Below are 24,330 nucleotides of genomic sequence, written 5' to 3' on the forward strand. Positions count from 1 at the left end.
GCGGTGGACGCCTTATGGGGCGCGGTCCGGGGCGGTGCGGGTCGTACGGGTGTCATGAGCGGCCCGGGCGGTACGCGCGCCGGGGCCGCCATGGGCGGAGGCCCGGCACAGGACGCCGAACGCGTGGATCAGCAGGGCGAGCGCGGCGGCGCCGCAGGCGGCCGCGGGGACGGCGGCCACTCCCTGGGCGGCGGTCAGCCGTGCCACGGGCTCCCCGAGCGGCGCGGCGCCCGGCAGCCGGGCGGCCGCCGCCGTCGCCAGGGCCACGGCCTGGACCGCGCAGGCCACGGCGATGCCGCCGAGCGCGGCCCGCCGGAAGCCGTGGACGGCGAGCAGCCGGGCGAGGAACAGCAGCCCGCAGAGCGCCACGACGGCGGCCTCGGCCGTCGAGAGGGGCGCGGCGGCGGGAGGTGATCCGGGCACCGTGAGCCGGGCCGCGAGCACCAGGGCCGCCAGAGCGCAGAGGAAGGCCGTCACCACGCCCGCGAACAGCGGGCGCACCCCCGCCGCGAACTCCTCCAGACCACGGCTGACCGCCAGCCTGCGGCGCGCCCTGACGGCGAACCAGCGGGCGCACCACGCGGCGGGCGCGGCAGCCAGGGCGAGAAGGACGGCGGCCTCGGCCGCGGGCGCCGCGTCGTAAGGGCGGCGCCCGTCGAGGAGCCCGGTGAGCAGCCAGTCCCCGGCGGCGGCGTACCCGAGCAGCCAGCCGGCGCCGAGGGCGTGCGCAATACGGCCCCCGCGCCCGCTCCCACGGACGCGCAGGGGGCCGCGGCGCAGACACAGCCACAGGGCGATGAGCGTCAGGACGGCGCCGCCCGCGCCCAGGGCGAGGCCGACGGTGGTGTCCTTACGGATGGCATCGACGCGGAGGGCGGCGGAGGCGGTCGCCGCGCACAGGGCGCCCGGCAGCAGCCACAGCGCCGCGAGCGTCATCCGCACGCCGGGCGCGCGCCCCGGCGCGGGGGCGGCCGGGGGCGCGGGCTCCTCGGCGCGCGGCACCCGGGCGTACAGCTCCTCGGCGAGCGAGAAGACATCGCGGTGCCGGAAGCGCGCTGCGGTGCGATCCGTCACGCCGTGGGCCTCCAGCCCGGCGGCGATCTCCAGCGGATCGACGGCGCGGGCGCACAGGTCGTGGTGGCGGTGCATCAGCGCCCGCACCGGATCGGCGGGTCCGCGCCGCCCCTTCGCTTGCCCCTTACCGGCGCCGGTGCGCGCGGACGCCTCGTCCGGCCACCGGGAGACCGGCACCCGGGAGACCGGCACCCGGGAGACCGGCACCCGAGCGGCCCCGGACAGGGCGGCGAGGCCGCGATCGGAGGCGGGGCTGCGATCCGAGGCAGGGCCGTTGTCAGAGGCGGGGGCACGATCCGAGATGGGGCTGCGATCCGGGGCGGAGCCACGATCCGGGGCGAGGGCGCGATCGGAGGCAGGGCCGCTATCAGCGGCAAGGCCACGATCCGGGGCGGGGCCGCGGTCTGCGGACGCCGGATCGAACGGGCCGTTCCACCGGGAAGGCGTGGTCATGCGCCCTCCTCGGACGGGCGCGGGCCCACGCCCAGCGGCTCGGGTGGCGGTGGACCGGCCCAGGTGGGGGTGTGCTCCGGGGCGGGGCGGGAGGCGGCAGGACCGGGCGGCCGGTGCCCGAAGCCGTCACCGTCGCGGCCCGCGGTCCAGCGTCCCGGCACATGGGCCTCGGCGGGGCGGGCGAACGGCAGCGGCCCGCCGCCCTCGCCGACCTCCTCACGCGGCACCGGGCAGTGCGACATCAACTCCAGATAGATCCCGCGGAAGGCCGCGACGTTCTGCTCGACGGTGAACAGCTCCAGCGCACGGGCGCGCGCGGCGGCGCCCAGGCGCGCACAGCGCTCGGCGTCGCTCAGCAGCGCCAGGCACGCGTCGGCGAGCGCCCGGGGGTTGCGCGGGGGCACCACAAGGCCGGTGCCGCCGATGACCTCGCACACCGCGCCCACATCCGTGGACACCGTGGCCCGGCCGCAGAACATCGCCTCGACCAGCCCGACCGGAAAGCCCTCGACCACGCTGGACAGCACCACGACGCCGCCCGCCCCATAGGCGTCGGCCAGGCTCGGCACCTCGGGGTCGCCGAGCCGCTCGAAGGAGACGGGGCTGTCACCGGCGGAGTGGGCGTCCACCGCCTCGTCGGGGAAGAGATGGTCGGCCAACGCCCGGCAGTGGGCCGGATAGCCGTCCGGCTCCGGGTCCTCGCCGCGCCGGGTCTCGATGATCCTCAGCCGTGCGTCCGGCTGCCACCGGCGCACCTCGGCGAAGGCGTGCAGCAGGGCGATGACGTCCTTGGGGGGCTCGATCCGGCCCACCCACACCAGCGTCCGGTCGTCGCCCTCGGACGGCGCCGCGCCCTGCTCGCCGACCTCCGCGAAGCGGGTGGCGTCCATGCCCGGGTAGACGGTGCGCAGCCGCTCCCGGTCGGCGCCGCACCGTTCCTGCCAGCGGCGGGTGTGGGTATTGCCGGGGGTGATCAGATCCGCCCGCGCGTACGCCTCGGCGGCCAGCCGGCCGTGGAACGCGGTCAGCAGGGACCGTACGGGCCCGGAGAGCGGCCGTCCGCCCTCCAAGCTGGTCGCACCGGCCGCGCCTGCCGCACCGGCCGCGCCCGCCAGATAGCACTCGCGCAGCCGTACGCCGTACTCGGTGAGCAGCAGCGGGGTGCCGAAGCGGCGCTTGGCCAGCAGCCCGGGGAGCACGGCCGCGCCGCCGGTCGCGGCGTGGCACAGATCCACCCCGGACAGCCCCGGGTCGCCTCCGGCGCCGTCGCCGTACCAGTCGAGCGACAGCGGACGCAGTGCGCGCTCCAGGGCCTCGGTGACGGTCAGCAGATCGGCGACCCGCGCCCGCTGCGCGCCGTGCGGCGCCCCGAGCGTGCGGCAGGCCCGCTCCAGCGTCCTTACGGCGTCCTCGGAGCGGAGCGCGGCGGACAGTCCGCCGTACTCCCCCGCCAGGTCCGCGAGGCCGTGGAGACCATTGGCGAAACGGTCCGCCTGGTCCGTGGAGCACCCGCGCACACCGGAGCCATGGGGCGCGCCGGAACCGTAAGGCGCGCTGATCGCCGCGGCCAGCTCCCCGAAGTGCTCGGCGAACCGCCGCCGTTGCCGGCGGCCGCCCCAACCGCCCCGCCGGGGCTCGGGCTCTCCCCACAGCGGCGCGGTGCACACCCGGCCGACGTGCCGGGGCAGCCCGCCCCAGCCCGCACCCTCCTGGCCGGGGTCACGGCTGAGCGCGTACACCTCGAACTCATGCTGGGCGAGGCCGCGCACCAGCCGGTCGCACCACACCCGCGCATCACCGGTCGCATACGGATAGCCACCCTCCGTAAGCAGTCCCACGCGCATGAGCGCACCCCCGATCTCCCAAACGGGCCGTTCGTCTGCCGTCGTCACCGGCGGCGGCCGCCGTCAGGCAGCGGGAGCACGTTATGCGCGCAGGGCCATGGCGCGATGGACGGTTGTCCGTCGCACCACCGGAAGGGGTGAACGCACGTGACCTATCGGGAATTCAGGCGTTGCGAGGCGCTATATGGGCCCGTACGGGCCCGTCATCCCTTGGGGAACGGCCAGGCGTTGGGGCGGCAGGTGGCGCCGTCCGTCGACAGGAACTTGGTCTGCTGCATCATCACCGGCGCGAGCGCGCCCTGCTTGGGGCAGATCTCGTGGTTGTGGCCGAGACGGTGGCCCACCTCGTGGTTGATGAGCATCTGGCGGTAGGAGTGCATCTTGTCGTCGCCGAAGGTCTTGGCGCCCTGCGCCCACCGATAGGCGTTGATCATGACGCGCTCGGTGGACGCCGAGTCGCAGGAGACGTTGTCCTCGGTGGTGTCCAGGCCGGACTTGGCACACCACGCCGCCGTGGTCCCGGGGCTCGCGAGGGTGATCACGAAGTCCGCATGCCCGGACGAGACCCGCTCGAAGGTGCGAACGCCGCCGTGCCCCCAACTGCGGTCGTCGTTGAGCGTCTTGTGCACGGCCTCGGCGAACAGCTGACCGTCGAGCGGCAGTCCCTTCTCCACATCGACGCGGTAGCGCATCACCTGACCCCGGCCGGGCGCCTTGTCGTGCCCGCGGACGGTCTGGAAGGAGCCGGATCCGCGCAGCTTGGCGTCGAGCGGATAGAGGGCCGCCATCTTCTCGTCATAGGTGACGGGGGCGGGCGAGTTCGCCGAGCGGGCCGCACCGCGGCCGTCGTCGTCGTGGGAGCCGCGGGAGGCGGCGTCGTCGCCCTGCTCCGAGCCGCCCTGGGCCTGCGTCTTACCGCCGCCGCCCTGCGGTCCGCCCGCGACCTGTCCGGCCACCACGACCGCCAGCACGGTGGTCACGGCCGCGGCGGCGATACCGGTGAACGTGCGCCCCTTACCGCCCTTGGCGACACCGCGCGCCCCCTTGCCCGGGGGCTCCTGCTCGTCGTCGTCCGGCCCGCTTCCGCGGTCGCCGCCCGAGCCGCCGCCGATCCCCCCGGAGGGGGTGGCCGCCCGCTGCGTACGGCGCTGCGGGGGCACGCCGCCCGGCGCACCGGCGGCGAAGACGTCGTCGCCGTCGCAGTCCAGGGCGTCGGGGGCGTCGAACGCCTCGATGTACTCCTTGCGCGGACCGGGCATCAGACCGGCCGCGCCACCCGTGCCGCCCGTGGTCGGGCGCTGCGGCGCGCTCATGGTGCGCATGCCGTAAGGGGGCCGCTGACCGCTGGGACCGCCGGGTCCACCGGGGCCTCTGACCCCGCCCGGACCGCCGCCGGGCCCACCGGGGCCCCTGAGCCCGCCCGGACCACCGCCGGGTCCAACGGGGCCTCTGACTCCGCCCGGACCACCACCGGGCCCACCGGGGCCCCTGAGCCCGCCCGGACCACCGCCGGGTCCAACGGGGCCTCTGACTCCGCCCGGACCGCCACCCGGTCCACCGGGGCCCCTGAGCCCGCCCGGACCGCCGCCGCGGCCACCGACCGCGCCCCAGCCGCCGCCTGCCTCGCGCTGCTCGGGATGTCCGCCCCTGGTGCGCGCCGCGGGCCCACCGGCACCGTAAGGCAGCCTCGGCACGCCCTGCGGCGGGGTGACCCCGGGATCCGGGGCGCCGGGCCCCGGTGCGGCCCGGCGGCGCCCGGTCCCCGGTCTGCCGCCTTCGGCCGCGGGGGCCTCACCGGACGCGCGGTACTCGACGAACTCGGGGCCCGAGCCCTGCCCCTGGCCGGAGCCCGCCGCGGCGGGCCAGCTCTCCCGGCCCTCCTGGCTGCCACGTGCGCTGTGTTTACCCACGCGCCGCACCGCTCCCGTCCGCGCCGGACACCGGTACGGCCCCCCGCGCCTCCCGGCTGTCCCGGTCGTCTCGTTGATCAACGTCGTCGAGCAGCTCGCGCATCCCGCGCGCCACCGCTTCGGGATACTCCATCATCGCGACATGCCCGGCGTCCAACAGCGTCAACAGACGCGAGTCGCGGAAGGTGGCGTTGGCCCGATCCGCCATCCGCACGGACACCAACTGGTCGCGGCCGCCGTAGACGAGCAGCGTCGGGGCGAGCACCCGCTCGGCCTGACGCCACAGGGAGTGCTGACCGCCCAGGGTGTACGAGTCGACGACACCGCGGGCCGAGCGGGTGAGCGCGTCCCAGAAGTACGGGAGGCCGAGCCGGCGTTCGAACTCCTCGACCGCGTGGGCGAAAGCCTCCCGGGTGACCCGGGACGGATCGCCGAAGGTGAGCAGCATCACCTCGCGGGTGCGTCGCTCCGCGTCCCAGTCCCTGGTCAAGCGGGTGAACAGCCGGGTCACCCCGGGCACCGCGAGCAGGCCGGTGGGCACCGCGGTGCGCTGCGGGCGCAGTTCGGGCAGCGCGGGCGAGACGAGCGTGAGGGTGCGCACCAGATCGGGCCGCACCGCGGCGACGCGGGTGGCGATCGAGCCGCCCATCGAATTGCCGACCAGATGGACCGGTCCGCGGCCCTGCGCGTCGAGGTAGCGGATCACGGCGCGGGCATGGGCGGTGATCGAGTAGTTGCCGTCGTCCGGCGGCGGGGAGTCACCGAAGCCGGGGAGGTCGAGCGCCTCGCCGTCCACCCGGTCGGCGAGCAGCTCCATGAGCGCGGACCAGTTCTGCGAGGAGCCGCCGAGGCCGTGGACGAAGAGCGCGGGCGGCAGCCCGGAGGCGGACGGCGGACGGGAGCGCACGGTCATCGTGAGCCCCGGAAGGGCGGCGGTCCGCAGCTTCTCCCCGGCTCCGACCCGCACGGACCTCGCGGGCGGCACCGCCGCGACGATGCGGGCTTCCGGCGGCTCGGTCGAAGACATGCGGCAATGTTACGAGACGATCACGCGCGCGACCGTGTGTTCACGCTCACAGACCACGTAGCGTCCGAAAGTGACCTCTCCTAGGCTCGTAAGTCACAGGGGCGATCACCTTGCCACTGGCTCACCACCGGATGGCCGCCAATGGGCAGCCGTCAGTGGAAAGCCGCCGTAAGTGGGAACCCATCACTGGCCCACCACTGGCGAACCACCGGTGCGAAGCCGCCACAGGGAACAGGGAAGGGGAGCACATGTCCATCGACCCATCCGACCCCGCCACCTTCGAGGACTCCGTGGAGAACACCGACGAGACCGCCACGCGCGACGTCGAGGCTCCCGAGGCGGACGCCGTCGAACAGCACCGCGAGGTGATCTCCCGCCGCGACGAACGGCCCAGGGCCGACGAGTCCGTGGAAGCCAACGAGGCCGACCGGGCGGAACAGGCACGGATCGTCGAGGAGAACGAGGAGGACTACCGGTGACCAGCGTCATTTATGGGCTTTTCATAGAGTCCGGTACATGAAATTCTCCGCACGAACAGCGCGCCGCACTGTTACCCAAAAGTACGATGGCGGGCGCGATGGACATCGTGCACAGGGATCATTCAATGGGAGGCGGCGTGACAGCCATCGAGCAGACCGAGGCGCGCCCACGGGGTACGCGCCTGCCGCGCCGAGCCCGACGTAATCAGCTGCTGGGGGCGGCTCAGGAGGTCTTCGTCGCGCAGGGCTACCACGCGGCCGCGATGGACGACATCGCCGAGCGCGCCGGGGTCAGCAAGCCCGTGCTCTACCAGCACTTCCCGGGCAAGCTGGAGCTGTATCTGGCTCTGCTCGACCAGCACTGCGACGCCCTGCTCCAGGCGGTGCGCACCGCGCTCGCCTCGACCACCGAGAACAAGCAGCGCGTCGCGGCGACCATGGAGGCGTACTTCGCCTACGTCGAGGAGGAAGGCGGCGCCTTCCGGCTCGTCTTCGAATCCGATCTGACCAACGAGCCCGCGGTGCGCGAGCGCGTGGACCGCGTCTCGCTCCAGTGCGCCGAGGCGATCTGCGAGGTCATCGCCGAGGACACCGGGCTGTCCCGGGACGAGTCGATGCTGCTGGCCGTGGGCCTCGGCGGGGTGTCCCAGGTGGTCGCGCGCTATTGGCTCTCCAGCGAGAGCGCCGTGCCGCGGGACACCGCCGTGCAGTTGCTCACCTCGCTGGCCTGGCGGGGTATCGCGGGCTTCCCGCTGCACGGGGCCGAGGGCGGCCACTGAGCGGGACCGCCGAGCGGACCCGCTGAGCCGACCCGCTGAGCGCTGCGGGGCGGATCAGCGCGGCCACTGAGCGGCCGGGAACCGTTCCCGGCCGCGAAGGGGCGTGTTCGCGGCGGCGGGCGTGTTCGCTGCCGGCGTTCGACCGCGGCCCCCGACAGGTGTCGCGGCCCGGCTAGTGTGTGCTGGGTACAGCGCGGATGGTCGCGCTACCCCAGATGACCGTCGGAGGGACAAGGCCGTGGAGGTCAAGATCGGCGTGCAGCACGCGCCCCGCGAGATCACCTTGGAGAGCGGGCAGTCTGCCGAGGAGGTCGAGCGCTTGGTCGCCGAGGCACTCGGTGGCAAGTCTCAGGTGCTGACCCTGGAGGACGCCCACGGCCGCAAGGTCCTGGTCCCGTCCGACCGGCTCGCCTACGTCGAGCTCGGCGAGCCGACCGCCCGCAAGGTCGGTTTCGGCGCGGCCTGAGGATTCACCCGCGGCGGCGGGGTCCGGTGGAGCAAGACCACCGGGCCCCGCCGCTGTTTGCGCTCGCACGCACGCCCCCGGCTCGGCATGCGCCACAGACCGCCCCCATGGACAGGGTTGCCTCCGGTCGGGCACGGGTAGGACGGGCGTGACCGACTCGTGATCACGTATCGGTCCCGGTCCGCTCACGGGAAGGACGCGCCAATGCTGTTCTGGGAAGCGCTCGCCTCGGTACTGATCGGTCTCGTCATCGCGTACGGGGCGCTCCACCGGCTCCCCCGAAGGCTGCCCGCACGGCCCCTCGTGCTGTCCACCGGCCCCGCCGCCGCGCTTCTGGGCGCCCTGCTGACCCATACGGTGCTGGGCTCGGGGCACACGACGGCCGTGCTGATCGTCGCGCTCGGCTTCTCAGCGGCGCTGCTGTCGCTGCTCATCCGGCCGGCCAGGACGCGCCGCCGGCGTTCGGTCCCGGCGTAAGGCCGGAACGCCACCGACCGCCGGAGCCCCTCGTCCGCTTTCCCCTACCCGCCCCTTCCCGATACCAGGGGCTCCACCCCTGGGACCCCGGGGTCTTGGCCGAACCCCACCACGCGGCGGCGCCGCATGTCGACGCCGGTGGGGAAGGGGCGGAGGCCCGGCCCGGGGTCTGGGGCGGAGCCCCAGTTGTGGGAAGGGGCGGGGAGGGGAACAGCCCGCCGCAGGCGCCACCATCCGTCGGGCACCCCTAGGCGTCGGGAGCCCCTAGGCAGCGAGCCCCAGGGCGGCCATCCGCTTGGTGTGGGCCTCGGTGATCCGGGAGAACATCCGGCCCACCTCCGCCAGGTCGAAGCCGTCGGCCAGCCCGCCGACCAGCATCGTGGAGAGCGCGTCGCGGTCCGCGACCACCCGCTGGGCCTGCGACAGCGCCTCGCCCATCAGCCGCCGCGCCCACAGCGCCAGCCGCCCGCCGACCCGCGGATCGGCCTCGATCGCGGCCCGCACCTTCTCGATCGCGAACGAGGCATGGCCGGTGTCGTCCAGCACCTGGAGCACCAGATCGCGGGTGTCGGAGTCCAGCCGGGCCGCGACCTCGCGGTAGAAGTCACTGGCGATCGAGTCGCCCACATACGCCTTGACCAGGCCCTCCAGCCAGTCGGACGGCGCGGTCTGCCGGTGGAACCCGTCCAGCGCCGCCGCGAACGGCTCCATCGCCTCCGTGGGCTCCTCGCCGATCGCCGACAGCCGCCCCCGAAGCCGCTCGAAGTGGTGGAACTCGGCGGACGCCATCTTCGCCAGCTCCGCCTTGTCCTCGAGGGTGGGCGCCAGCTTCGCGTCCTCCGCCAGCCGCTCGAAGGCGGCCAGCTCGCCGTAGGCGAGGGCGCCGAGCAGATCCACCACGGCGGCCCGGTACTGCGGATCGGCGGCCGCCGTGTCCCAGTCCTGGGCGGCGATCCCGGTGGGCTCGGGGGCCTTCTCCCCGCCGTCCTTCCCCGGAGCTGCGTCGTCCCCTGCGCGGTCCCCGGTGGTCGCGGCGGGCGTCTCAGGTGTGTCAGGCGTCTCCATGGAGCGCACAATAGCCCGCTCCGCGCCCCGGGGAAGGCCCTGGTCAGCCATGCCCACGGATGCCCCGCATCGGACAGCCCGGTCACAGATGCGCGCTTACGGGGTACAGTGATAAATGCGCCCGTCGAGTATCGGCGGGTCGTTCCACGAATGCGGATGCCCGGTCGGTGGCCCGATCGGCTCCAAACCCGACCGCCCTCCGCGCGGCGCGCAGCACCTATGCGCACGGCAGGAGGGACCCGCTCGCGGCGTGTGCGCTCGAGCGAAGGCCGTGGTCCCGCGCCGAACCGGCCATCCCCAAGGCCGGTGCACCCGGGCGCCGTGCGACCCCCTTCGCCGCCTCCCGCCGCGCTCACAGAAGAGGCAAGCATCCTGACCACCTTCCGAGAACTCGGGATCCTCCCCGAGACTGCCGAGGCCCTGGAAGCCGTCGGCATCACGTCCCCGTTCCCCATCCAGGAGATGACGCTTCCGGTCGCCCTTTCCGGCACCGACGTCATCGGACAGGCCAAGACCGGCACCGGCAAGACGCTGGGCTTCGGCCTCCCCCTGCTGGAGCGCGTCATCGTCCCCGCCGACGTCGAGGCGGGCCGGGCCAAGCCCGAGCAGCTGACCGACGCCCCGCAGGCGCTCGTGGTCGTCCCCACCCGCGAGCTGTGCCAGCAGGTGACCAACGACCTGCTGACCGCCGGTAAGGTCCGTGCCGTCCGCGTCGTGTCGATCTACGGCGGCCGCGCCTACGAACCGCAGGTCGAGGCCCTGAAGAAGGGCGTCGACGTGGTCGTCGGCACCCCGGGCCGGCTGCTGGACCTGGCGGGCCAGAAGAAGCTGCGGCTCTCCGCCGTCAAGGCGCTCGTCCTGGACGAGGCCGACGAGATGCTCGACCTGGGCTTCCTGCCCGACGTCGAGAAGATCATCCAGCTGCTGCCCGCCAAACGCCAGACGATGCTCTTCTCGGCCACCATGCCGGGCCAGGTCATCTCGCTGGCCCGGCGCTACATGTCGCAGCCCACGCACATCCGTGCCACCGCGCCGGACGACGAGGGCGCGACCGTGGCCAACATCACGCAGCATGTCTTCCGCGCCCACTCGCTGGACAAGCCGGAGGTCGTGGCGCGGGTGCTCCAGGCCGACGGCCGCGGTCTCGCGATGATCTTCTGCCGTACGAAGCGCACCGCCGCCGATATCGCCGATCAGCTCGCGCGCCGTGGCTTCGCCTCCGGCGCGGTCCACGGCGACCTCGGCCAGGGCGCGCGCGAGCAGGCGCTGCGCGCCTTCCGCAACGGCAAGGTCGACGTGCTGGTGTGCACCGACGTCGCCGCGCGCGGCATCGACGTCGAGGGCGTCACGCATGTGATCAACTACCAGTCGCCCGAGGACGAGAAGACCTATCTGCACCGCATCGGCCGTACGGGTCGCGCGGGCGCCTCGGGCATCGCGATCACGCTCGTCGACTGGGACGACATCCCGCGCTGGCAGCTGATCAACAAGGCGCTGGACCTGCCGTTCAACGAGCCGGAGGAGACGTACTCCACCTCCGAACACCTCTATGAGCTGCTGAGCATCCCCCAGGGCACCACCGGTGTGCTCCCGCGTGCCGAGCGCACCCGGGCCGGGCTCGCCGCCGAGGAGGTCGAGGACCTGGGCGAGACCGGCGGCCGCGGAGGCCGTGGCCGCCGGGCCGCCGCCCCCGCCCCCGCCGCGGAGGAGCGTCCCGCGCGCAACCGCCGGGTCCGGCGCCGCACCCGTGGCGGTCTGAACCTGGACGGCGCGGGCGCGCCGGAGGGCGCGGCGGCGGCCGAGTCCGCCGCCGACACCGCCGAGGGCGCCACCGAGCCCCGTCGGCCCCGCCGACGCCGCCGTACGCGCGGCGGCATGGCGTCGGCCGGCTCCGAGGCGGCCACGGCCGCCGTCGAGACGGCGGAGGCGGCCCAGCCGGAGGCGGAGCCCGCCGAGGCGGCCGAGGCCGCCGCCAAGCCGCGCCGCCGCCGCACGCGGGGTGCGAGGGCCGCCGAGGCGGCCGAGAGTGGCGTGAGCGCGTCCATGGACGCCGCGCACGCCGCGCACGCCGCCGAGGCGGAGGAAGCCGCGGTGACGGCTGTGGCGACGGCGGAGGCCCCCGAGGCCGTGGAGGCCCCGGCCGAGCCGCGCCGCCGGACCCGAGCCAAGGCCGCGGAGGCCGTCGAGACGGCCGAAGGTGCGATGGAGGAGGCCAAGCCCCGGCGCCGCACCCGTAAGGCCGTCGCGGCCGAGACCGCCGTGGCAGCGGCCGAGGGCACGACGGACGCGGTGGACGCCACCGAGACCGCCGACGCCCCCGCCAAGCCCCGCCGCCGCACCCGTAAGGCCACCGAAGCGGCCGAGACCGCCGTCGAGACGGCCGAAGGCACAGTGGAAGAGGCCAAGCCCCGGCGTCGCACCCGTAAAGCCACCGAGGTAGCCCAGGCTGCCGTGGAGACGGCCGAAGGCACGACGGAGCCGGTGAACGCCGCCGAGACCGCCGAGGTCCCCGCCCAGCCCCGCCGACGCACCCGTAAGGCCACCGAAGCGGCTGTCGCCGTCGAGACGGCCGAAGGGGCGGCGGAGGAGGCCAAGCCTCGGCGTCGCACTCGCGCCGCCGTCAAGGCCGACGTCGTCGACGCGCAGCCGGAGGCGGAGGCCGCCGAGGCTCCCGCCAAGCCGCGGCGCACCCGCGCCAAGGCGACGAAGGCCGCGGAAGCCGCTGTCGCGAGCGCCGAAGGCACCACCGAGGCCGAGGCCGAGGGCGACGAAGCCGCCAAGCCGCGGCGCCGCACGCGTGCCAAGGCCGCCACGGCGGCACCGGAGGCGGACGAGGCCGAGGCCGCGCCCGCCAAGCCCCGGCGCCGTACGCGCGCCAAGGCGGCCGAGGCCGTCGAGGCCACGGTCGAGGGCTGACCCGGTACAACGGCATCACGGTGCTACGCCACAGCAGCACGCCCAGGGGCCCGTTCCGCGACACCGCGGTTCGGGCCCCTGGGCGTTCATGTGCCGTTTCCCGCAGGCTGTATAGCCTCGTCCCATGAGCAGGCCGCCCTTTCTCACACTGCCCGCGAGCGCCCGTGCGTACCGCCTCAGGACCGCGCGCGGCGAGTTCGCCGTCCATGACGCGCGGCCCGCTTCGGCGGCGCGCGGGACCGTGCTGCTGGTCCCGGGGTTCACCGGGAGCAAGGAGGACTTCATCGCGCTGCTGGAGCCGCTCGCCGCGGCCGGTTTCCGGGCCGTCGCCGTCGACGGCCGGGGGCAGCACGAGAGCCCTGGCCCCCGTAAGGAGGCCGCGTACGCCCAGGACGAGCTGGCGCAGGACCTGCTCTCGCAGGTCACCGCCCTGAGCGCGGCGACCGAGGACCCCGTCCATGTGCTCGGGCATTCGCTCGGCGGGCTGATCGCGCGGACCGCCGCGCTGCGTGACCCGGGGGCATTCGCCTCTCTCACGATCATGAGTTCGGGCCCGGCGGCCATCTCCGCCCCGCAGCGCGCCCGGATCAAGCTGCTGATCGACGCGCTGACCGTGATGGACATGGAGTCCGTATGGCAGGCGATGCGCGAGCTGGATCCGCCCGAGGCGGCCGATGAGTCGACACCGCCCGGGGTGGCGGAGTTCCTGCACCAGCGCTGGCTCGGGACCGTACCCGAGCAGCTGATCGCCACCGGGCGGCAGCTCTCCGAGGAGCCGGACCGGGTCGATGAGCTGGCGGCGCTGCGGCTGCGCGTCCATGTGCTGTCGGGCGAGGCGGACTACGCCTGGCCGGTGCCGCTGATGGACGAAATGGCCGGGCGGCTGGCCGCCCGCCGGACCGTGATCGAGGGCGCCGGGCACTCCCCCAACGCCGAGCGGGCCCATCCCACCGCCGACGCCCTGATCTCCTTCTGGCGCGACGTCGGCTGAGCACGAAGGCGTGGACTGAGCACGAGCCCCATGACGTGGGCTGAGCCCGAGGCCCATGACATCGCCGAGCACGAGCCCCATGGCGTCGGCCGCGCCCTGAGCCCGCCCAGAACCCCCGCAGGCTCAGTACTGCGCCTGGAGGTGCTCCCAGAAGCCGTCCCGCAGCGCCCGCCGCAGATCGGCGTGGGCGCGCAGCGAGAGCCGCAGCAGCCCCTCCGCGTCGATCAGCAGCTCCTGGTCCACGGAGCCGGGCAGATACGGATGGCCCGGCAGCAGCTCCGCGAGGGTCTCACGGCCGCGTGAGGACAGCCACTGGGCGGCGATCTGCGCCCCGACGAAGCGCACCTCGTCCCGGGTCGGGGCGGGCCCGCACAGGGGCGCGTCGCCGTTCGGCTCGTAGCCGGTGGCGCGCCGGGTGACATACGGCTTGCAGAAGTCGAGGTCGAAGGTGCGCTGGCTGTCGACCTCCCACAGCAGCGGCTCGGCCTGGTTGCGCCCGTCGAGTGCCTCGATGCCCCAGAGGTGGACGCGTGCCCCGTAGCCCTGGGCCGCCTCGACCGCGGAGACCAGGTCCTCGTCGCCGCCGATCAGCACGGCGTCGCCGATGGCGCGGTGGCGGGCCAGGGACTCCAGGTCGGAGCGGATGAGCGAGTCGACGCCCTTCTGCTGGTTGTTGGCGTTGAGGTTGCCGAGCCGGACCTTGACGTCGGGCAGCTCGGCGATGCCCTGCTGCTCCGGGGTGTGGATCCGGCGCCGAGCGCCGTCGAACCAGTAGACGCGCAGCAGCCTGCTGTCCGGGAAGATCGTGCGCGCCTTGTCGATGAACGCCTCGATGAGCCCCTCCGCGTCCAGCTCGAACGCCCGGCGGTCCTCCGTGCCCGCGACCAGCCGCCCGGCGGCGGCATAGACATACCCCGCGTCCACGAAGATCGCGTGGGTCGAAGGGGTGGTCGCGACCTCGGCGAGTACGCGCTGGAGCAGCTCGTTCGTGCGTTCGATGCCCGCGACGATCGAGGCGAGGTCTTGTTGGCCCGGAGGCATGGCTTCACTCATACGCGGTTCATTCTCCGGGCGGCTCTGTGAGGGGCACAACCGGACCCCGCCCCGGCTACCAGCGGATACTTAGGCTGCGAAAAAATTTTATTAGCGTAGGGAATGTTTTCGGGGGACCCTCTGGTTGAACACGTACAGGAGGGCGCGGCAGCGACGCTGCGCGACTCCGTACACATCAGTTCTCCTTCAGGAGGATCAGACGAAGGGAGAAGCCTTGCGCTTCGAGATCATGCGCCTGGACGACATCGATGGCAGCGCCATCGACAGCACCGTCGTAGACGCCGCCTCCGTCAACCGGATCGTGCAGCAGGCCGCCGCAATCGGCCAGCGCATCTACATCCGTCCAGCCGACACCGCCGCCCGGTAGTGCCGTAAGGCCCTCCCAGCAGCACAGAGCGTCGAGCGCCCCCGTACAGACGGTACGGGGGCGCTCGGGCGTGTCAGGCGGTGTGGGCCACCTGGATGACGCCGTTGATGATCTGCTGCACCGCGATGGCGGAGAGCATCATGCCGGACAGCCGGGTGACCAGCACCACTCCGCCTTCCTTGATCACGCGAATGATCAGCAGCGAGTAGCGCATGGTGACCCACAGCACGCCATGCATGGCCGCGATCGCGGTCCACACCGCCACCTGATCGCCGATTCCGCGCGCGTGCTGGACGGCGAGGATCACCGAGACGATCGCACCCGGCCCGGCCAGCAGCGGCATGCCGAGCGGGACGAGCGCGACATTGACGTCCTTGGTCTGGGTCGGCTCGTCGTTCTTACCGGTGAGCAGATCGAGCGCGATCAGCAGGAGCAGCAGCCCGCCCGCGATCATCAGCGCGGGGACCGAGACATGCAGATAGTCGAGGATCTGCTGACCCCCGATGCCGAAGACGGCGATGACGCCGAAGGCGACGGCCGCCGCCTGGCCCGCCATCCGGCGCTGGACCTTGGCGGGGCGGCCCGAGGTCAGCGCCAGGAAGATGGGCGTGATGCCCGGCGGATCCATGATCACGAACAGGGTGAGGAAGAGGGAGCCGAAGACGGCGACGTCGAACACGGTGAATGGCCTTGCGGGGACGAGCAGCGGTGCGGTGCTGATGCGGTAAGGGAAACGAAGTAGAGAGCGAAGCGGGGGCTCAGCCGCCCGTGCCCGGCACCGGGAAGGCCCCGGTCGCCCTGCGCACGATCTCCCCGTAGACCTCGGGATCGGTCGTGTACTCGCCGAGCCGACAGGTCTTACGGCTGCCGTGATAGTCGCTGGAGCCGGTGGTGAGCACGCCGAGCTCGGCGGCGAGACCGCGCAGCCGCGCACGGGTGTCCTCGGCGTGGTCCATATGGTCGACCTCGATACCGTCGAGGCCCGCCGCCGCCAGCTCGCCGATCGCGCTCTCCGGGACGCACTGGCCGCGCTTGACGGCCAGCGGATGCGCGAAGACCGCGACCCCGCCGGCGCCCTTGATCAGCCGGATCGCCTCGAAGGGGTCCAACTCGTGCTTCTCCACATGCGCCCGGCCGCCGTCGGCCAGCCAGTCCTGGGTGAAGGCGTCCGAGACGCTCTCCACGACGCCCAGCTCGACCAGCGCGGTGGCGATGTGCGGCCGTCCGACGGCCCCGTCCCCGGCGATCTCCGCCACCCGCTCCCAGGTGATCGGCACATCCAGCTCGCGCAGCTTCGCGACCATCGCCCGGGCCCGGGGCACCCGGTCGTCGCGCACCAGCTCGCGCTCGCGCGCCAGCTCGGGCTCGGCCGGGTCGAAGAGGTACGCCAGCATGTGCAGGCTGATCCCGTTCAGACGGCAGGACAGCTCGGCGCCGGTGATCAGCGTCAGCCCGGAGGGCAGCGCCTTCGTCGCCTCCGCATAGCCGCCGACGGTGTCGTGGTCGGTGAGCGCGACGACGTCCAGACCCTGAGCGGCGGCGTTCCGTACCAGCTCGGCGGGGGTGTCCGTACCGTCCGACGCAGTGGAGTGGGTGTGCAGATCGATGCGCACGGCACGGGCTCCAAGCTGCGTTCGGGATGGACCGAGGGGACGCCCCAGCATAACCACGCCCGCACCCGCCCGTGTCGACGGGCCCTGACCTGTGCATGACGTACCGGCCCGGAGGGGACGGGACTCAGGGCGGGGGAAGGGACAGGCCTCAGGGCGGGAGACGGGACGGGACTCAGGGCGAGAGCAGCCTCGGGGAGAGCGCCCCGCAGGGCACCAGGTCGACCTCGGCCCCCGCGTCCCGCAGATCGGTGAGCACCATCTCGTCGTACATCAGCAGCCCGGTCTGCTCGGGCCAGACGACCGCCCACAGCCACAGCCCGCACGCCTCGCCCGCGAAGACCGCGCGGTCGTCCGGGGTGCCCTCGACATGCCACAGCGGGGTGGGCCGCCCGGCGGCCAGCACCTTGACGTGCGGCGGCTTGTCCACCCGCATCCCCGGCCCCGGATCGGGCCCCGGGAGGCCCGCGAACCGCGCGCCGAGGCCGACGCCCAGCTCCTCGGCGATCAGCAGCAGCTCCCCCGGGCCGCCCAGCGGTCCGGGTCCCGAGCAGGCCACGGCGGTGGCGCGGCCGCCGCTTCGATCGTCCCCGGCGCAGGCCACACCGGTGAACAGCCAGCCCACGGGCAGCGGCCACGGCATCCATACGGGCACCCGGGCGCGGTTGGTGACGACCACGAGTGCTTCGACGCTCGGCGGGACGACCGGCTGGAGGGGGTGCACCGTGCCGTGCACGCCGCACTGCCAGGAGTCGGCGAAGAGACCGGGCGCTCGCACCCGGCCACCGCACTTCGGGCAACTGGGTTCGCCCCTCATAGGGCCCCACGGTCCTCCCCGGTCGTCGCCGCGTCAAGGACGATCACCCGTCCGGAGGTCACTTCCGGCACCCGTTCCCGTACGGCACCGTCACGGTTCCCGTACGGCCCTCGCGCCCGGTGCCTCGCAGGGCTTCCGTACGGATCTCAGCCCGACAACGGCACCCCGGGCCGCACCGGGTCACGCAGATCCGTGCCGTACCGCAGCCAGCGGTCCTGGAGGGCGCCGGCGCCGTGCACCCGCTTCCACGCCGCCTCGTTCGCGGTCATCGGCAGCATCGGCAGGAAACGCACCGGCTCCATGGGCTCCAGCAGCTCCAAGTCCTCGACCAGGCCGCCCGGTTCGGCGACCAGGACGGAGCTGAAGGGCGCCCCGGGCCACAGCGGCCCGCCGAGGTCCAGCGACGCGCCGGGGGTCACCACGACCCCCTCGACCTGGGGCGAGGCGGCCAGCACGGCGAGCGGGCGGAGCACCTCGTCGAGTACGGATAGGTCGGGGCCGGAACCGCCCCTCCGCACGGTCAGCACCAACTCGGCGCGCGGCCCGCGCAGCGGGTCGGCGACGGCGGCGGTCGGGCTGGTCATAGGATGGTCCGACATGCCGAGGGTGGCGTAGCGGATCACATCGCCCTCATCGCGGAATCGCAGCACCTCAATGCGGTCCGTACCGACGAAAGTGACGGCGGCGCGGGCGTCCGGCTCGCCCAGCGCGGTGATCAACCGGGCCTCGACCAGCTGAAGAACGTCTGACATGCGGTGAGCATAGATCGCGTATCGAACAGGCAAAGCGGCGACGTAACGCTTCTGCCGACTGATAGCCTTAATCCCTGCCCAGGGAGTTACAGATCGTCCCTCACGGGGGACCGGCCGGAGGAGGTGGGGCTGCGGTGGATCCTAGTCGACCGTGCAGTACCGACAGTTCTCCCGTCGTTTCCCCTTGGTATGCGGCTTCATGATCTGAGCCTTCCGTACCCCGCCGCCGTGCGGTGAAACACGCGAAGCCCACTCGCATCCAGGGCATCTGACGGTAGAGCGCCTTCGTACCGCTTTGTTCAGTTCCGAAGAACCTTCCGTCAGCGCCATCGCACGGAGCGCCGCCCGCTTTGCGGACGTACGGGCACGGGGTGTCGTACGTCCACCTTCCGGGTGCCGCGCTGCGCCGCGCGCCCGCCGCTGACGGCCGGCCTGTGAAGGAGCCCGTCATGTCGATGATCCGTGACCTGCGCGCCGCCGTTCGGCCCGCCCTGCGCCGTTCCCGCACCGCCAGCGACTACGACGCGACGCGTGACCCGTCGGTCACCAGCGCCGTGGTCGACTGCGGGGTCTACCGCGACGGCAAGCGGGTCAGCGAACACGTGAGCCCGGCGAGGGCCATGGAGCGGGTCCGCGAGGAGGGCGGGTTCGCCTGGATCGGGCTGCACGAGCCGACCGAGCGCGAGTTCGCGGGGATCGCCCAGGAGTTCGGGCTGCACCCGCTGGCGGTCGAGGACGCGGTGCAGGCGCACCAGCGGCCCAAGCTGGAGCGGTACGACGACACCCTCTTCACCGTCTTCAAGACCATCCACTACGTGGAGCACGCCGAACTCACCTCGACCAGCGAGGTCGTGGAGACCGGCGAGGTGATGTGCTTCACCGGCCGGAACTTCATCGTGACCGTCCGGCACGGCGGCCAGGGCTCGCTGCGCGCCCTGCGCCACCGGCTCCAGCAGGACCCGGAGCTGCTCGCCAAGGGCCCCTCGGCGGTGCTGCACGCCATCGCCGACCAGGTGGTCGACGGCTATCTGGCGGTCGCCGACGCGGTCCAGGACGACATCGACGAGGTCGAGATCGACGTCTTCTCGGCCGCGACCTCCCGGCGGGGCGGCGACGCGGGCCGGATCTACCAGCTCAAGCGCGAGGTCCTGGAGTTCAAGCGGGCCGTCTCGCCGCTGCTGCGGCCGATGCAGCTGCTGAGCGAGCGTCCGATGCGGCTGGTGGACCCGGACATCCAGAAGTACTTCCGGGATGTCGCGGACCATCTGGCGCGGGTCAGCGAGCAGGTGCTGGCCTTCGACGACCTGCTGAACTCCATCCTCCAGGCCAATCTGGCGCAGGCCACGGTGGCGCAGAACGAGGACATGCGGAAGATCACGTCCTGGGCGGCGATCTTCGCCGTGCCGACGATGATCGCGGGGATCTACGGCATGAACTTCGACTACATGCCGGAGCTGCGCTGGAAGTTCGGCTATCCGACCGTGCTCGTGGTCACGGTGGGCATCTGCTTCGCGATCCACCGCGGCTTCAAGCGCAACGGCTGGCTGTAGGGCCGGCTGGCTGTAGGGCCGGACGGCGGACGAGCCCTCGCCCTCACTCAACCGGGTTCGTTCGACGTGCCCTTCCCGTCCGCCATGATGACCAGCGCGAGCCCGCCGAGGATGACCGCGAGCGCCGGGTAGGCGGCCACGGGCGGCATCTGGCCCAGCCACAGGGCCGCGATCAGGGCCGCCCCCGGCGTCTCCAGCAGGATCGCGGTCGAAGTGACGGACGGGCCGAGGCCCTTGACCACCCGGTTGATGAGGGTGTGCCCCAGCAGCTGCGCGGTGACCGTCAGCGCGGCCAGCCGCAGCCAGGTGGTGCCGCTGTAGCCGCCGAGCTCCGCACCCGCCACCAGACAGGTCAACAGCAGGAGCACGCTGGTGGTGGTGTAGCAGACGTAGGCGTACGCGGTGGTGCTCACCGAACGGCGCACCTCCGCCCCGAGCAGTACATACCCGGCCGCCGCGATCCCGCCCAGCAGCGCGAGCGCGTCGCCCAGCAGGGCGCGCGGGGAGGCGGACAGATCGACCCCGGTGAGGATCACCACACCGAGGATCGCCAGGCCCATGCCCAGCCAGGCGAGCGTGGGCGGGCGGTGGCCGCGCAGCCGCAGCAGCAGCGCCGTCCAGATGGGGGTGGTGGTCACCAGGGCGGTCGAGGAGGCCACGGAGGTCATGTGCAGGCTCGGCAGCCAGGCCCCGAAGTGCACCGCGAGCAGCGCCCCGGCCCCGACCGACAGCAGTGCCGTCCGGCGGCCCATCCCGCGCAGCTCGCCCCGGTGGCGCCACAGGGCGAGCGGGGTGAGCGCGCCCACCGCCATGGCGTTGCGCCAGAAGGCGATGGCGAGCGCGGGCGCCACCGTCGCGGCGGCCAGCGGCGCGGAGAGCGAGACCCCGGCGATGGCGACCGTAAGGAGCGCGATGTCCACGGGACGGCTGTGGAAGCGGCCACCGTCGCCGGGTGCGGTGGGCGTGGCGGCGGGGGCTGATGCGCGGGCGGCACGGGCGGTGGGCACGGCGCCAGGGTAAGGCGCGTTGCCTCGCGACGGAACTGACATTTCACGGGCTGGGACGGGTGTGGGGCTGGCCTAAGCAGGTCGGAGGAAGTCCACTACGGTTCGGACAGCGCCCCGAAGGGGCGCGGGGCTGTGTCGATATGCGGCTCCGCCGCGCGGGCGCGACCAGCCACGATGCGGCCGCAGACGCACGACGGCATCTCGTGGCACTTCCCGCGGAGCGCTTAGGCTGTCGGCATGACGCAGACGCCGATGGGCCGTGCCCTTGTCGAGGAGGCGGCCAAGAAGTCCGCCCTCATCTGGGTCCAGGGCACCGAGGGTGCCCCGCGCGCCCTGTGGCACATCTGGCACGAGGGCGCGGTGCTGCTCGTCGGGGACGGGCCCGACGAACAGCCCCTCGAGGACCTCGGGCTGACCGACGGCGGCAGCGCCACCGTGACCGTGCGCAGCAAGGACAAGGGCGGGCGCCTGGTGAGCTGGCGCGCGCGGGTGGCCGAGCTGGCCCCGGGCGGCGAGGCGTGGACCGCGGCGGTCGACGAGCTCAAGGGCAAGCGGCTGAACGCGGCCGACGCCGACCACATCGCGGAGCGCTGGGCCCGTGAGTGCCGGGTGCTGCGGCTGGAGCCCGCGCCCGGGGCGCTCGCCGAGCACCCCACCGGCTCCCTGGCGGCGGCCCCGCTGCCGTCCCCGGCGATCACCCGCCGCCCGATCCCGGCCGCGCTCCCCAAGCTGCTGGCCCGCCGCAAGAAGCGGGCCCGTGACGCCCGTAAGGACGCCTCCTAGCGAGCCGACGACCGTAAGGACGCGTCCTAGCGACATGACGACCGTAAGGACGCGTCCCACGGGGTGTCCGGCGGACCACGCGGCGGCGCATACCGTCAGGTGCCGGGCAGGGGCAAGGCTCACCCGTGCCTACGGCGTCTCCGGGATCTGCTGACCGTAGTCGAGCACATGGCCCTTCTCCGGGGCGGTGAGCTTGAAGCCCTGGTTCCAGTCCGCGAGCCGGATCACGCCCGCGCCGCCCGCCCGCTGGAGCCGCAGCGGATACGGCCGTCCCTCCAGGGAGACGTCGAGCGAGCCGCCCTCACCGGCCTTGCCGGCGCTGATGGTGATGGTCCGCACGCCGTCCACCCGTCCGTGGTCGCCTGTGGCGATCTTGCCGTGCAGTCCGAGCAATCCGTCGAGCAGCAGCTTCATATCGGTGAAACCACTGAGCCGCTGGTAGGAGGGGTCGCCGGAGGGGACCTTCACATACTTGTTGTCCAGCTTGCCGGCCGCGTTGCCCACGCCCCCGCCACTCTCGCCGTCGTGCGAGTCGTCGTGCGACCAGAAGCCCGCGTCGGCCTTGAGGTAGAGCTCCTTGCCGACGCGCAGCAGCTCGAAGCTGGAGCCCTTGGTGGAGACCTGGCCCGTGCCGCCGTCGGCGTTGAGCCGCATGTCCAGCTTGTAGGTGGCTCCTCTGGTGACGAGGTTGCCGGAGAGCCGCACCGATTTCGCGCTACTGGCCGCAAGACGGGCCTTGCTCTCGATCTTCGGGGCGGGGAGCTTTCCCACGCCGTTCGTCCCCGCGTCGGGGTCCTTCTCCCCGCCGCCGCCACACGCGGCGAGCGTGGCGGCCAACCCCGCGCACATCGCCGCAACGACAGCCCTGTTCCGGGTGCGCACGTCCGCTCTGCCTCCTGATGCCGGTGCAGTAGGGCAGCGTACCGGTGCCGTCCCCCGGTGTCCGCAGGGTGCCGGGGTGCCCTCGCCCGGCGGCAGGGCAGGTGCGGGCACGTTAGCCTGAACCCGGTGAAGAGCGGATCATTGTCTTGAACGACCACGAAACCTGACAAGGAACCCCGGATACGAGGGGAGGCAGGGCATGCCGGCAGGCACCCCCCGGGTCTTCGTCTCGCATCTCGCGGGCATCGCCGTATTCGACCCGAACGGCGACCAGGTGGGGCGGGTGCGTGATGTCGTGGCGATGCTGCGGCTGGCCGGCCGCCCGCCGCGGGTGCTCGGCCTGGTGGTCGAGGTGGTCGGCCGACGCCGGATCTTCCTGCCCATGACCCGGGTGACCGGTGTGGAGTCCGGCCAGGTCATCATCACCGGCGTGCTCAACATGCGCCGCTTCGAACAGCGCCCCACCGAGACCCTGGTCCTCGGCGAACTGCTCGACCGCACGGTGCGGCTGGTCGAGACCGATGAGCCGGTGACGGTCCTGGACGTGGCGATGAGCCAGCTGCCCTCGCGCCGGGACTGGGAGGTCGACAAGGTCTTCGTCCGCCGCGGCAGGACCCGCGCGCTGCGCCGCCGCGGCGAGGCGCTGACCGTGGACTGGTCGGCGGTCACCGGCTTCTCGCTGGAGGAGCAGGGGCAGGGCGCGGAGAACCTGCTGGCCACCTTCGAGCAGCTGCGCCCCGCCGACCTGGCCAATGTGCTGCACCATCTGTCCGCCAAGCGCCGGGGCGAGGTGGCGGCGGCCCTGGACGACGAGCGGCTCGCGGACGTCCTGGAGGAGCTGCCCGACGACGACCAGGTGGAGATCCTCGGCAAGCTCAAGGAGGAGCGCGCGGCCGACGTCCTGGAGGCCATGGACCCCGATGACGCGGCCGATCTGCTCTCCGAGCTCCCCGAACCCGACAAGGAGCGGCTGCTGGACCTGATGCGCCCCCGGGACGCGGCGGACATGCGGCGGCTGATGTCGTACGAGGAGGGGTCGGCGGGCGGTCTGATGACCACCGAGCCGATTGTGCTGCGCCCGGACGCCACCGTCGCGGACGCGCTGGCCCGGGTGCGCGACCAGGACCTGACCCCCGCGCTCGCCGCCCAGGTCTATGTCTGCCGCCCGCCCGACCAGACGCCCACCGGGCGCTATCTGGGCATCATCCACTTCCAACGGCTGCTGCGCGACCCGCCGTTCACCCTCGTCGGCGCGGCCGTCGACTCCGATCTGCCGACGCTGCCGCCGGACAGCCCGCTGCCCGTCGTCGCGGGCCATCTGGCGACGTACAACCTGCTCGCGGCGCCCGTCGTGGACGAGACCGGCTCGCTGCTCGGCGCGGTGACGGTCGACGACGTCCTGGACCATATGCTGCCGTCCGACTGGCGGGAGCGCGAGCTGCACGCCGGGGTGGCCCTGCCGGAGGCCGCCGATGGACGGTGACGGCGGCCGTCTGGACCGGCCCAAGGCGCGGCGCCGCAGCCCGCTGCCGCGCTGGGACCCCGAGGCGTTCGGCAAGGCGTCGGAGCGGATCGCGCGGTTCCTGGGCACCGGGCGGTTCATCGCCTGGATGACGGCCTTCGTGACCTTATGGCTGCTCTGGAACATCATGGCGCCGCCGCGGCTGCGGTTCGACCCGTTCCCGTTCATCTTCCTGACGCTGATGCTCTCGCTCCAGGCGTCGTACTCCGCCCCGCTGATCCTGCTGTCCCAGTACCGGCAGGCCGACCGCGACCGGGTCAATCTCGAACAGGACCGCAAGCAGAACGAACGGTCCATCGCCGACACCGAGTTCCTCACCCGGGAGATCGCGGCGCTGCGGACGGGCCTGGGCGAGGTCGCCACCCGCGACTGGCTCCGCGACCAGCTGGCGGACCTGCGCCAGGGGCCGGACGGCGGCCGGAGCGCCCCGCGGCCGGGCGGCCACGGCGAACCCCGGCCGAGTGAGGAACGCGACCGCTGACGGCCGCCCGCGCCCCGCCCACGGC

General features: G+C 73.2%; 23 protein-coding genes. 11 read left to right on the forward strand and 12 right to left on the reverse strand.

The genetic code is table 11. From position 1 onward, the window contains the following. Positions 1–12: 12 nt before the first annotated feature. The 4 genes from ACT2CW_RS12045 to ACT2CW_RS12060 form a co-directional block, all read right to left on the reverse strand. On the reverse strand, positions 13–1,527 hold the full coding sequence (locus ACT2CW_RS12045; RefSeq protein ID WP_445516513.1) for a hypothetical protein: 1,515 nt from the start codon (positions 1,525–1,527) through the stop codon (positions 13–15). After that, positions 1,524–3,371 (reverse strand): DUF3492 domain-containing protein, encoded by a 1,848-nt coding sequence (locus ACT2CW_RS12050; protein ID WP_445516514.1) that lies wholly within the window; start codon positions 3,369–3,371, stop codon positions 1,524–1,526. The genes ACT2CW_RS12045 and ACT2CW_RS12050 overlap by 4 nt, the downstream gene beginning before the upstream one ends. Before the next feature lie 203 nt (positions 3,372–3,574). Further along, on the reverse strand, positions 3,575–5,290 hold the full coding sequence (locus tag ACT2CW_RS12055; protein ID WP_445516515.1) for a DUF3152 domain-containing protein: 1,716 nt from the start codon (positions 5,288–5,290) through the stop codon (positions 3,575–3,577). Next, positions 5,274–6,308, reverse strand: a complete 1,035-nt coding sequence (locus ACT2CW_RS12060) for an alpha/beta fold hydrolase (RefSeq protein WP_164437248.1) — start codon at positions 6,306–6,308, stop codon at positions 5,274–5,276. The genes ACT2CW_RS12055 and ACT2CW_RS12060 overlap by 17 nt, the downstream gene beginning before the upstream one ends. Positions 6,309–6,556: 248 nt before the next feature. Here ACT2CW_RS12060 and ACT2CW_RS12065 point away from each other — a divergent pair, with 248 nt between their 5' ends. From ACT2CW_RS12065 to ACT2CW_RS12080, 4 genes are all read left to right on the forward strand, one after another. Beyond that, positions 6,557–6,787 carry an erythromycin esterase family protein gene (locus tag ACT2CW_RS12065; protein ID WP_164437246.1) on the forward strand — a complete coding sequence of 77 codons (231 nt, stop codon included), beginning with the start codon at positions 6,557–6,559 and terminating at the stop codon, positions 6,785–6,787. 137 nt (positions 6,788–6,924) lie between these two features. Next, positions 6,925–7,566 (forward strand): TetR/AcrR family transcriptional regulator, encoded by a 642-nt coding sequence (locus ACT2CW_RS12070; protein ID WP_037952404.1) that lies wholly within the window; start codon positions 6,925–6,927, stop codon positions 7,564–7,566. 238 nt (positions 7,567–7,804) lie between these two features. Continuing rightward, a complete protein-coding gene (locus tag ACT2CW_RS12075; RefSeq protein WP_037952266.1) occupies positions 7,805–8,032 on the forward strand; it encodes a DUF3107 domain-containing protein in 228 nt (75 codons plus the stop codon). A 204-nt stretch (positions 8,033–8,236) separates the two neighbouring features. Further along, positions 8,237–8,509: a hypothetical protein gene (locus ACT2CW_RS12080; RefSeq protein WP_445516516.1), complete on the forward strand. Its 273-nt coding sequence runs from the start codon at positions 8,237–8,239 to the stop codon at positions 8,507–8,509. 264 nt (positions 8,510–8,773) lie between these two features. On the opposite strand, the gene ACT2CW_RS12085 is transcribed toward ACT2CW_RS12080, so the two are convergent. Beyond that, positions 8,774–9,583 carry a ferritin-like fold-containing protein gene (locus ACT2CW_RS12085; protein ID WP_182467109.1) on the reverse strand — a complete coding sequence of 270 codons (810 nt, stop codon included), beginning with the start codon at positions 9,581–9,583 and terminating at the stop codon, positions 8,774–8,776. Positions 9,584–9,895: 312 nt separating this feature from the next. On the opposite strand from ACT2CW_RS12085, the gene ACT2CW_RS12090 reads away from it, so the two are divergent. Then, complete coding sequence (locus ACT2CW_RS12090) at positions 9,896–12,490, forward strand: DEAD/DEAH box helicase (RefSeq protein WP_445516517.1); 2,595 nt, start codon at positions 9,896–9,898, stop codon at positions 12,488–12,490. 124 nt (positions 12,491–12,614) lie between these two features. Beyond that, complete coding sequence (locus ACT2CW_RS12095) at positions 12,615–13,481, forward strand: alpha/beta fold hydrolase (RefSeq protein ID WP_445516518.1); 867 nt, start codon at positions 12,615–12,617, stop codon at positions 13,479–13,481. Between the two features lie 123 nt (positions 13,482–13,604). Here ACT2CW_RS12095 and ACT2CW_RS12100 read toward each other — a convergent pair whose 3' ends face one another. Beyond that, entirely contained in the window at positions 13,605–14,534 is a 930-nt protein-coding gene (locus tag ACT2CW_RS12100) for an NYN domain-containing protein (protein WP_037952254.1), read from the reverse strand. A 214-nt stretch (positions 14,535–14,748) separates the two neighbouring features. Here ACT2CW_RS12100 and ACT2CW_RS12105 point away from each other — a divergent pair, with 214 nt between their 5' ends. Then, complete coding sequence (locus ACT2CW_RS12105; RefSeq protein WP_166483594.1) at positions 14,749–14,901, forward strand: hypothetical protein; 153 nt, start codon at positions 14,749–14,751, stop codon at positions 14,899–14,901. 73 nt (positions 14,902–14,974) lie between these two features. On the opposite strand, the gene ACT2CW_RS12110 is transcribed toward ACT2CW_RS12105, so the two are convergent. The 4 genes from ACT2CW_RS12110 to ACT2CW_RS12125 all read right to left on the reverse strand — a co-directional run bounded on the left by ACT2CW_RS12110 (position 14,975) and on the right by ACT2CW_RS12125 (position 18,080). Beyond that, positions 14,975–15,580, reverse strand: coding sequence for a MarC family protein (locus tag ACT2CW_RS12110; protein WP_138913943.1), 606 nt, complete (start codon positions 15,578–15,580; stop codon positions 14,975–14,977). Positions 15,581–15,659: 79 nt separating this feature from the next. Continuing rightward, complete coding sequence (locus ACT2CW_RS12115) at positions 15,660–16,514, reverse strand: PHP domain-containing protein (RefSeq protein ID WP_164429942.1); 855 nt, start codon at positions 16,512–16,514, stop codon at positions 15,660–15,662. Between the two features lie 172 nt (positions 16,515–16,686). Continuing rightward, positions 16,687–17,328 carry a DUF6758 family protein gene (locus ACT2CW_RS12120; protein WP_121824791.1) on the reverse strand — a complete coding sequence of 214 codons (642 nt, stop codon included), beginning with the start codon at positions 17,326–17,328 and terminating at the stop codon, positions 16,687–16,689. 146 nt (positions 17,329–17,474) lie between these two features. Further along, entirely contained in the window at positions 17,475–18,080 is a 606-nt protein-coding gene (locus tag ACT2CW_RS12125; RefSeq protein ID WP_445516519.1) for a suppressor of fused domain protein, read from the reverse strand. Positions 18,081–18,529: 449 nt separating this feature from the next. On the opposite strand from ACT2CW_RS12125, the gene corA reads away from it, so the two are divergent. Next, the gene (gene corA / locus ACT2CW_RS12130) at positions 18,530–19,630 is read left to right on the forward strand and encodes a magnesium/cobalt transporter CorA (RefSeq protein ID WP_445516520.1); all 1,101 of its coding nucleotides are present in this window, start codon (positions 18,530–18,532) and stop codon (positions 19,628–19,630) included. A gap of 47 nt (positions 19,631–19,677) precedes the next feature. On the opposite strand, the gene ACT2CW_RS12135 is transcribed toward corA, so the two are convergent. Next, positions 19,678–20,637 carry a DMT family transporter gene (locus ACT2CW_RS12135; protein ID WP_445516521.1) on the reverse strand — a complete coding sequence of 320 codons (960 nt, stop codon included), beginning with the start codon at positions 20,635–20,637 and terminating at the stop codon, positions 19,678–19,680. 237 nt (positions 20,638–20,874) lie between these two features. Here ACT2CW_RS12135 and ACT2CW_RS12140 point away from each other — a divergent pair, with 237 nt between their 5' ends. Then, a complete protein-coding gene (locus tag ACT2CW_RS12140) occupies positions 20,875–21,420 on the forward strand; it encodes a hypothetical protein (RefSeq protein WP_445516522.1) in 546 nt (181 codons plus the stop codon). Between the two features lie 129 nt (positions 21,421–21,549). Here ACT2CW_RS12140 and ACT2CW_RS12145 read toward each other — a convergent pair whose 3' ends face one another. After that, the gene (locus ACT2CW_RS12145; RefSeq protein WP_445516523.1) at positions 21,550–22,302 is read right to left on the reverse strand and encodes a hypothetical protein; all 753 of its coding nucleotides are present in this window, start codon (positions 22,300–22,302) and stop codon (positions 21,550–21,552) included. Positions 22,303–22,501: 199 nt separating this feature from the next. Here ACT2CW_RS12145 and ACT2CW_RS12150 point away from each other — a divergent pair, with 199 nt between their 5' ends. Both ACT2CW_RS12150 and ACT2CW_RS12155 read left to right on the forward strand, forming a co-directional pair. Next, a complete protein-coding gene (locus ACT2CW_RS12150) occupies positions 22,502–23,785 on the forward strand; it encodes a magnesium transporter MgtE N-terminal domain-containing protein (protein ID WP_445516524.1) in 1,284 nt (427 codons plus the stop codon). Next, positions 23,775–24,305 (forward strand): DUF1003 domain-containing protein, encoded by a 531-nt coding sequence (locus tag ACT2CW_RS12155; RefSeq protein WP_445516525.1) that lies wholly within the window; start codon positions 23,775–23,777, stop codon positions 24,303–24,305. The genes ACT2CW_RS12150 and ACT2CW_RS12155 overlap by 11 nt, the downstream gene beginning before the upstream one ends. The last annotated feature ends 25 nt before the right edge of the window (positions 24,306–24,330 follow it).

This window comes from Streptomyces sp. NEAU-174 (genome assembly GCF_052665095.1).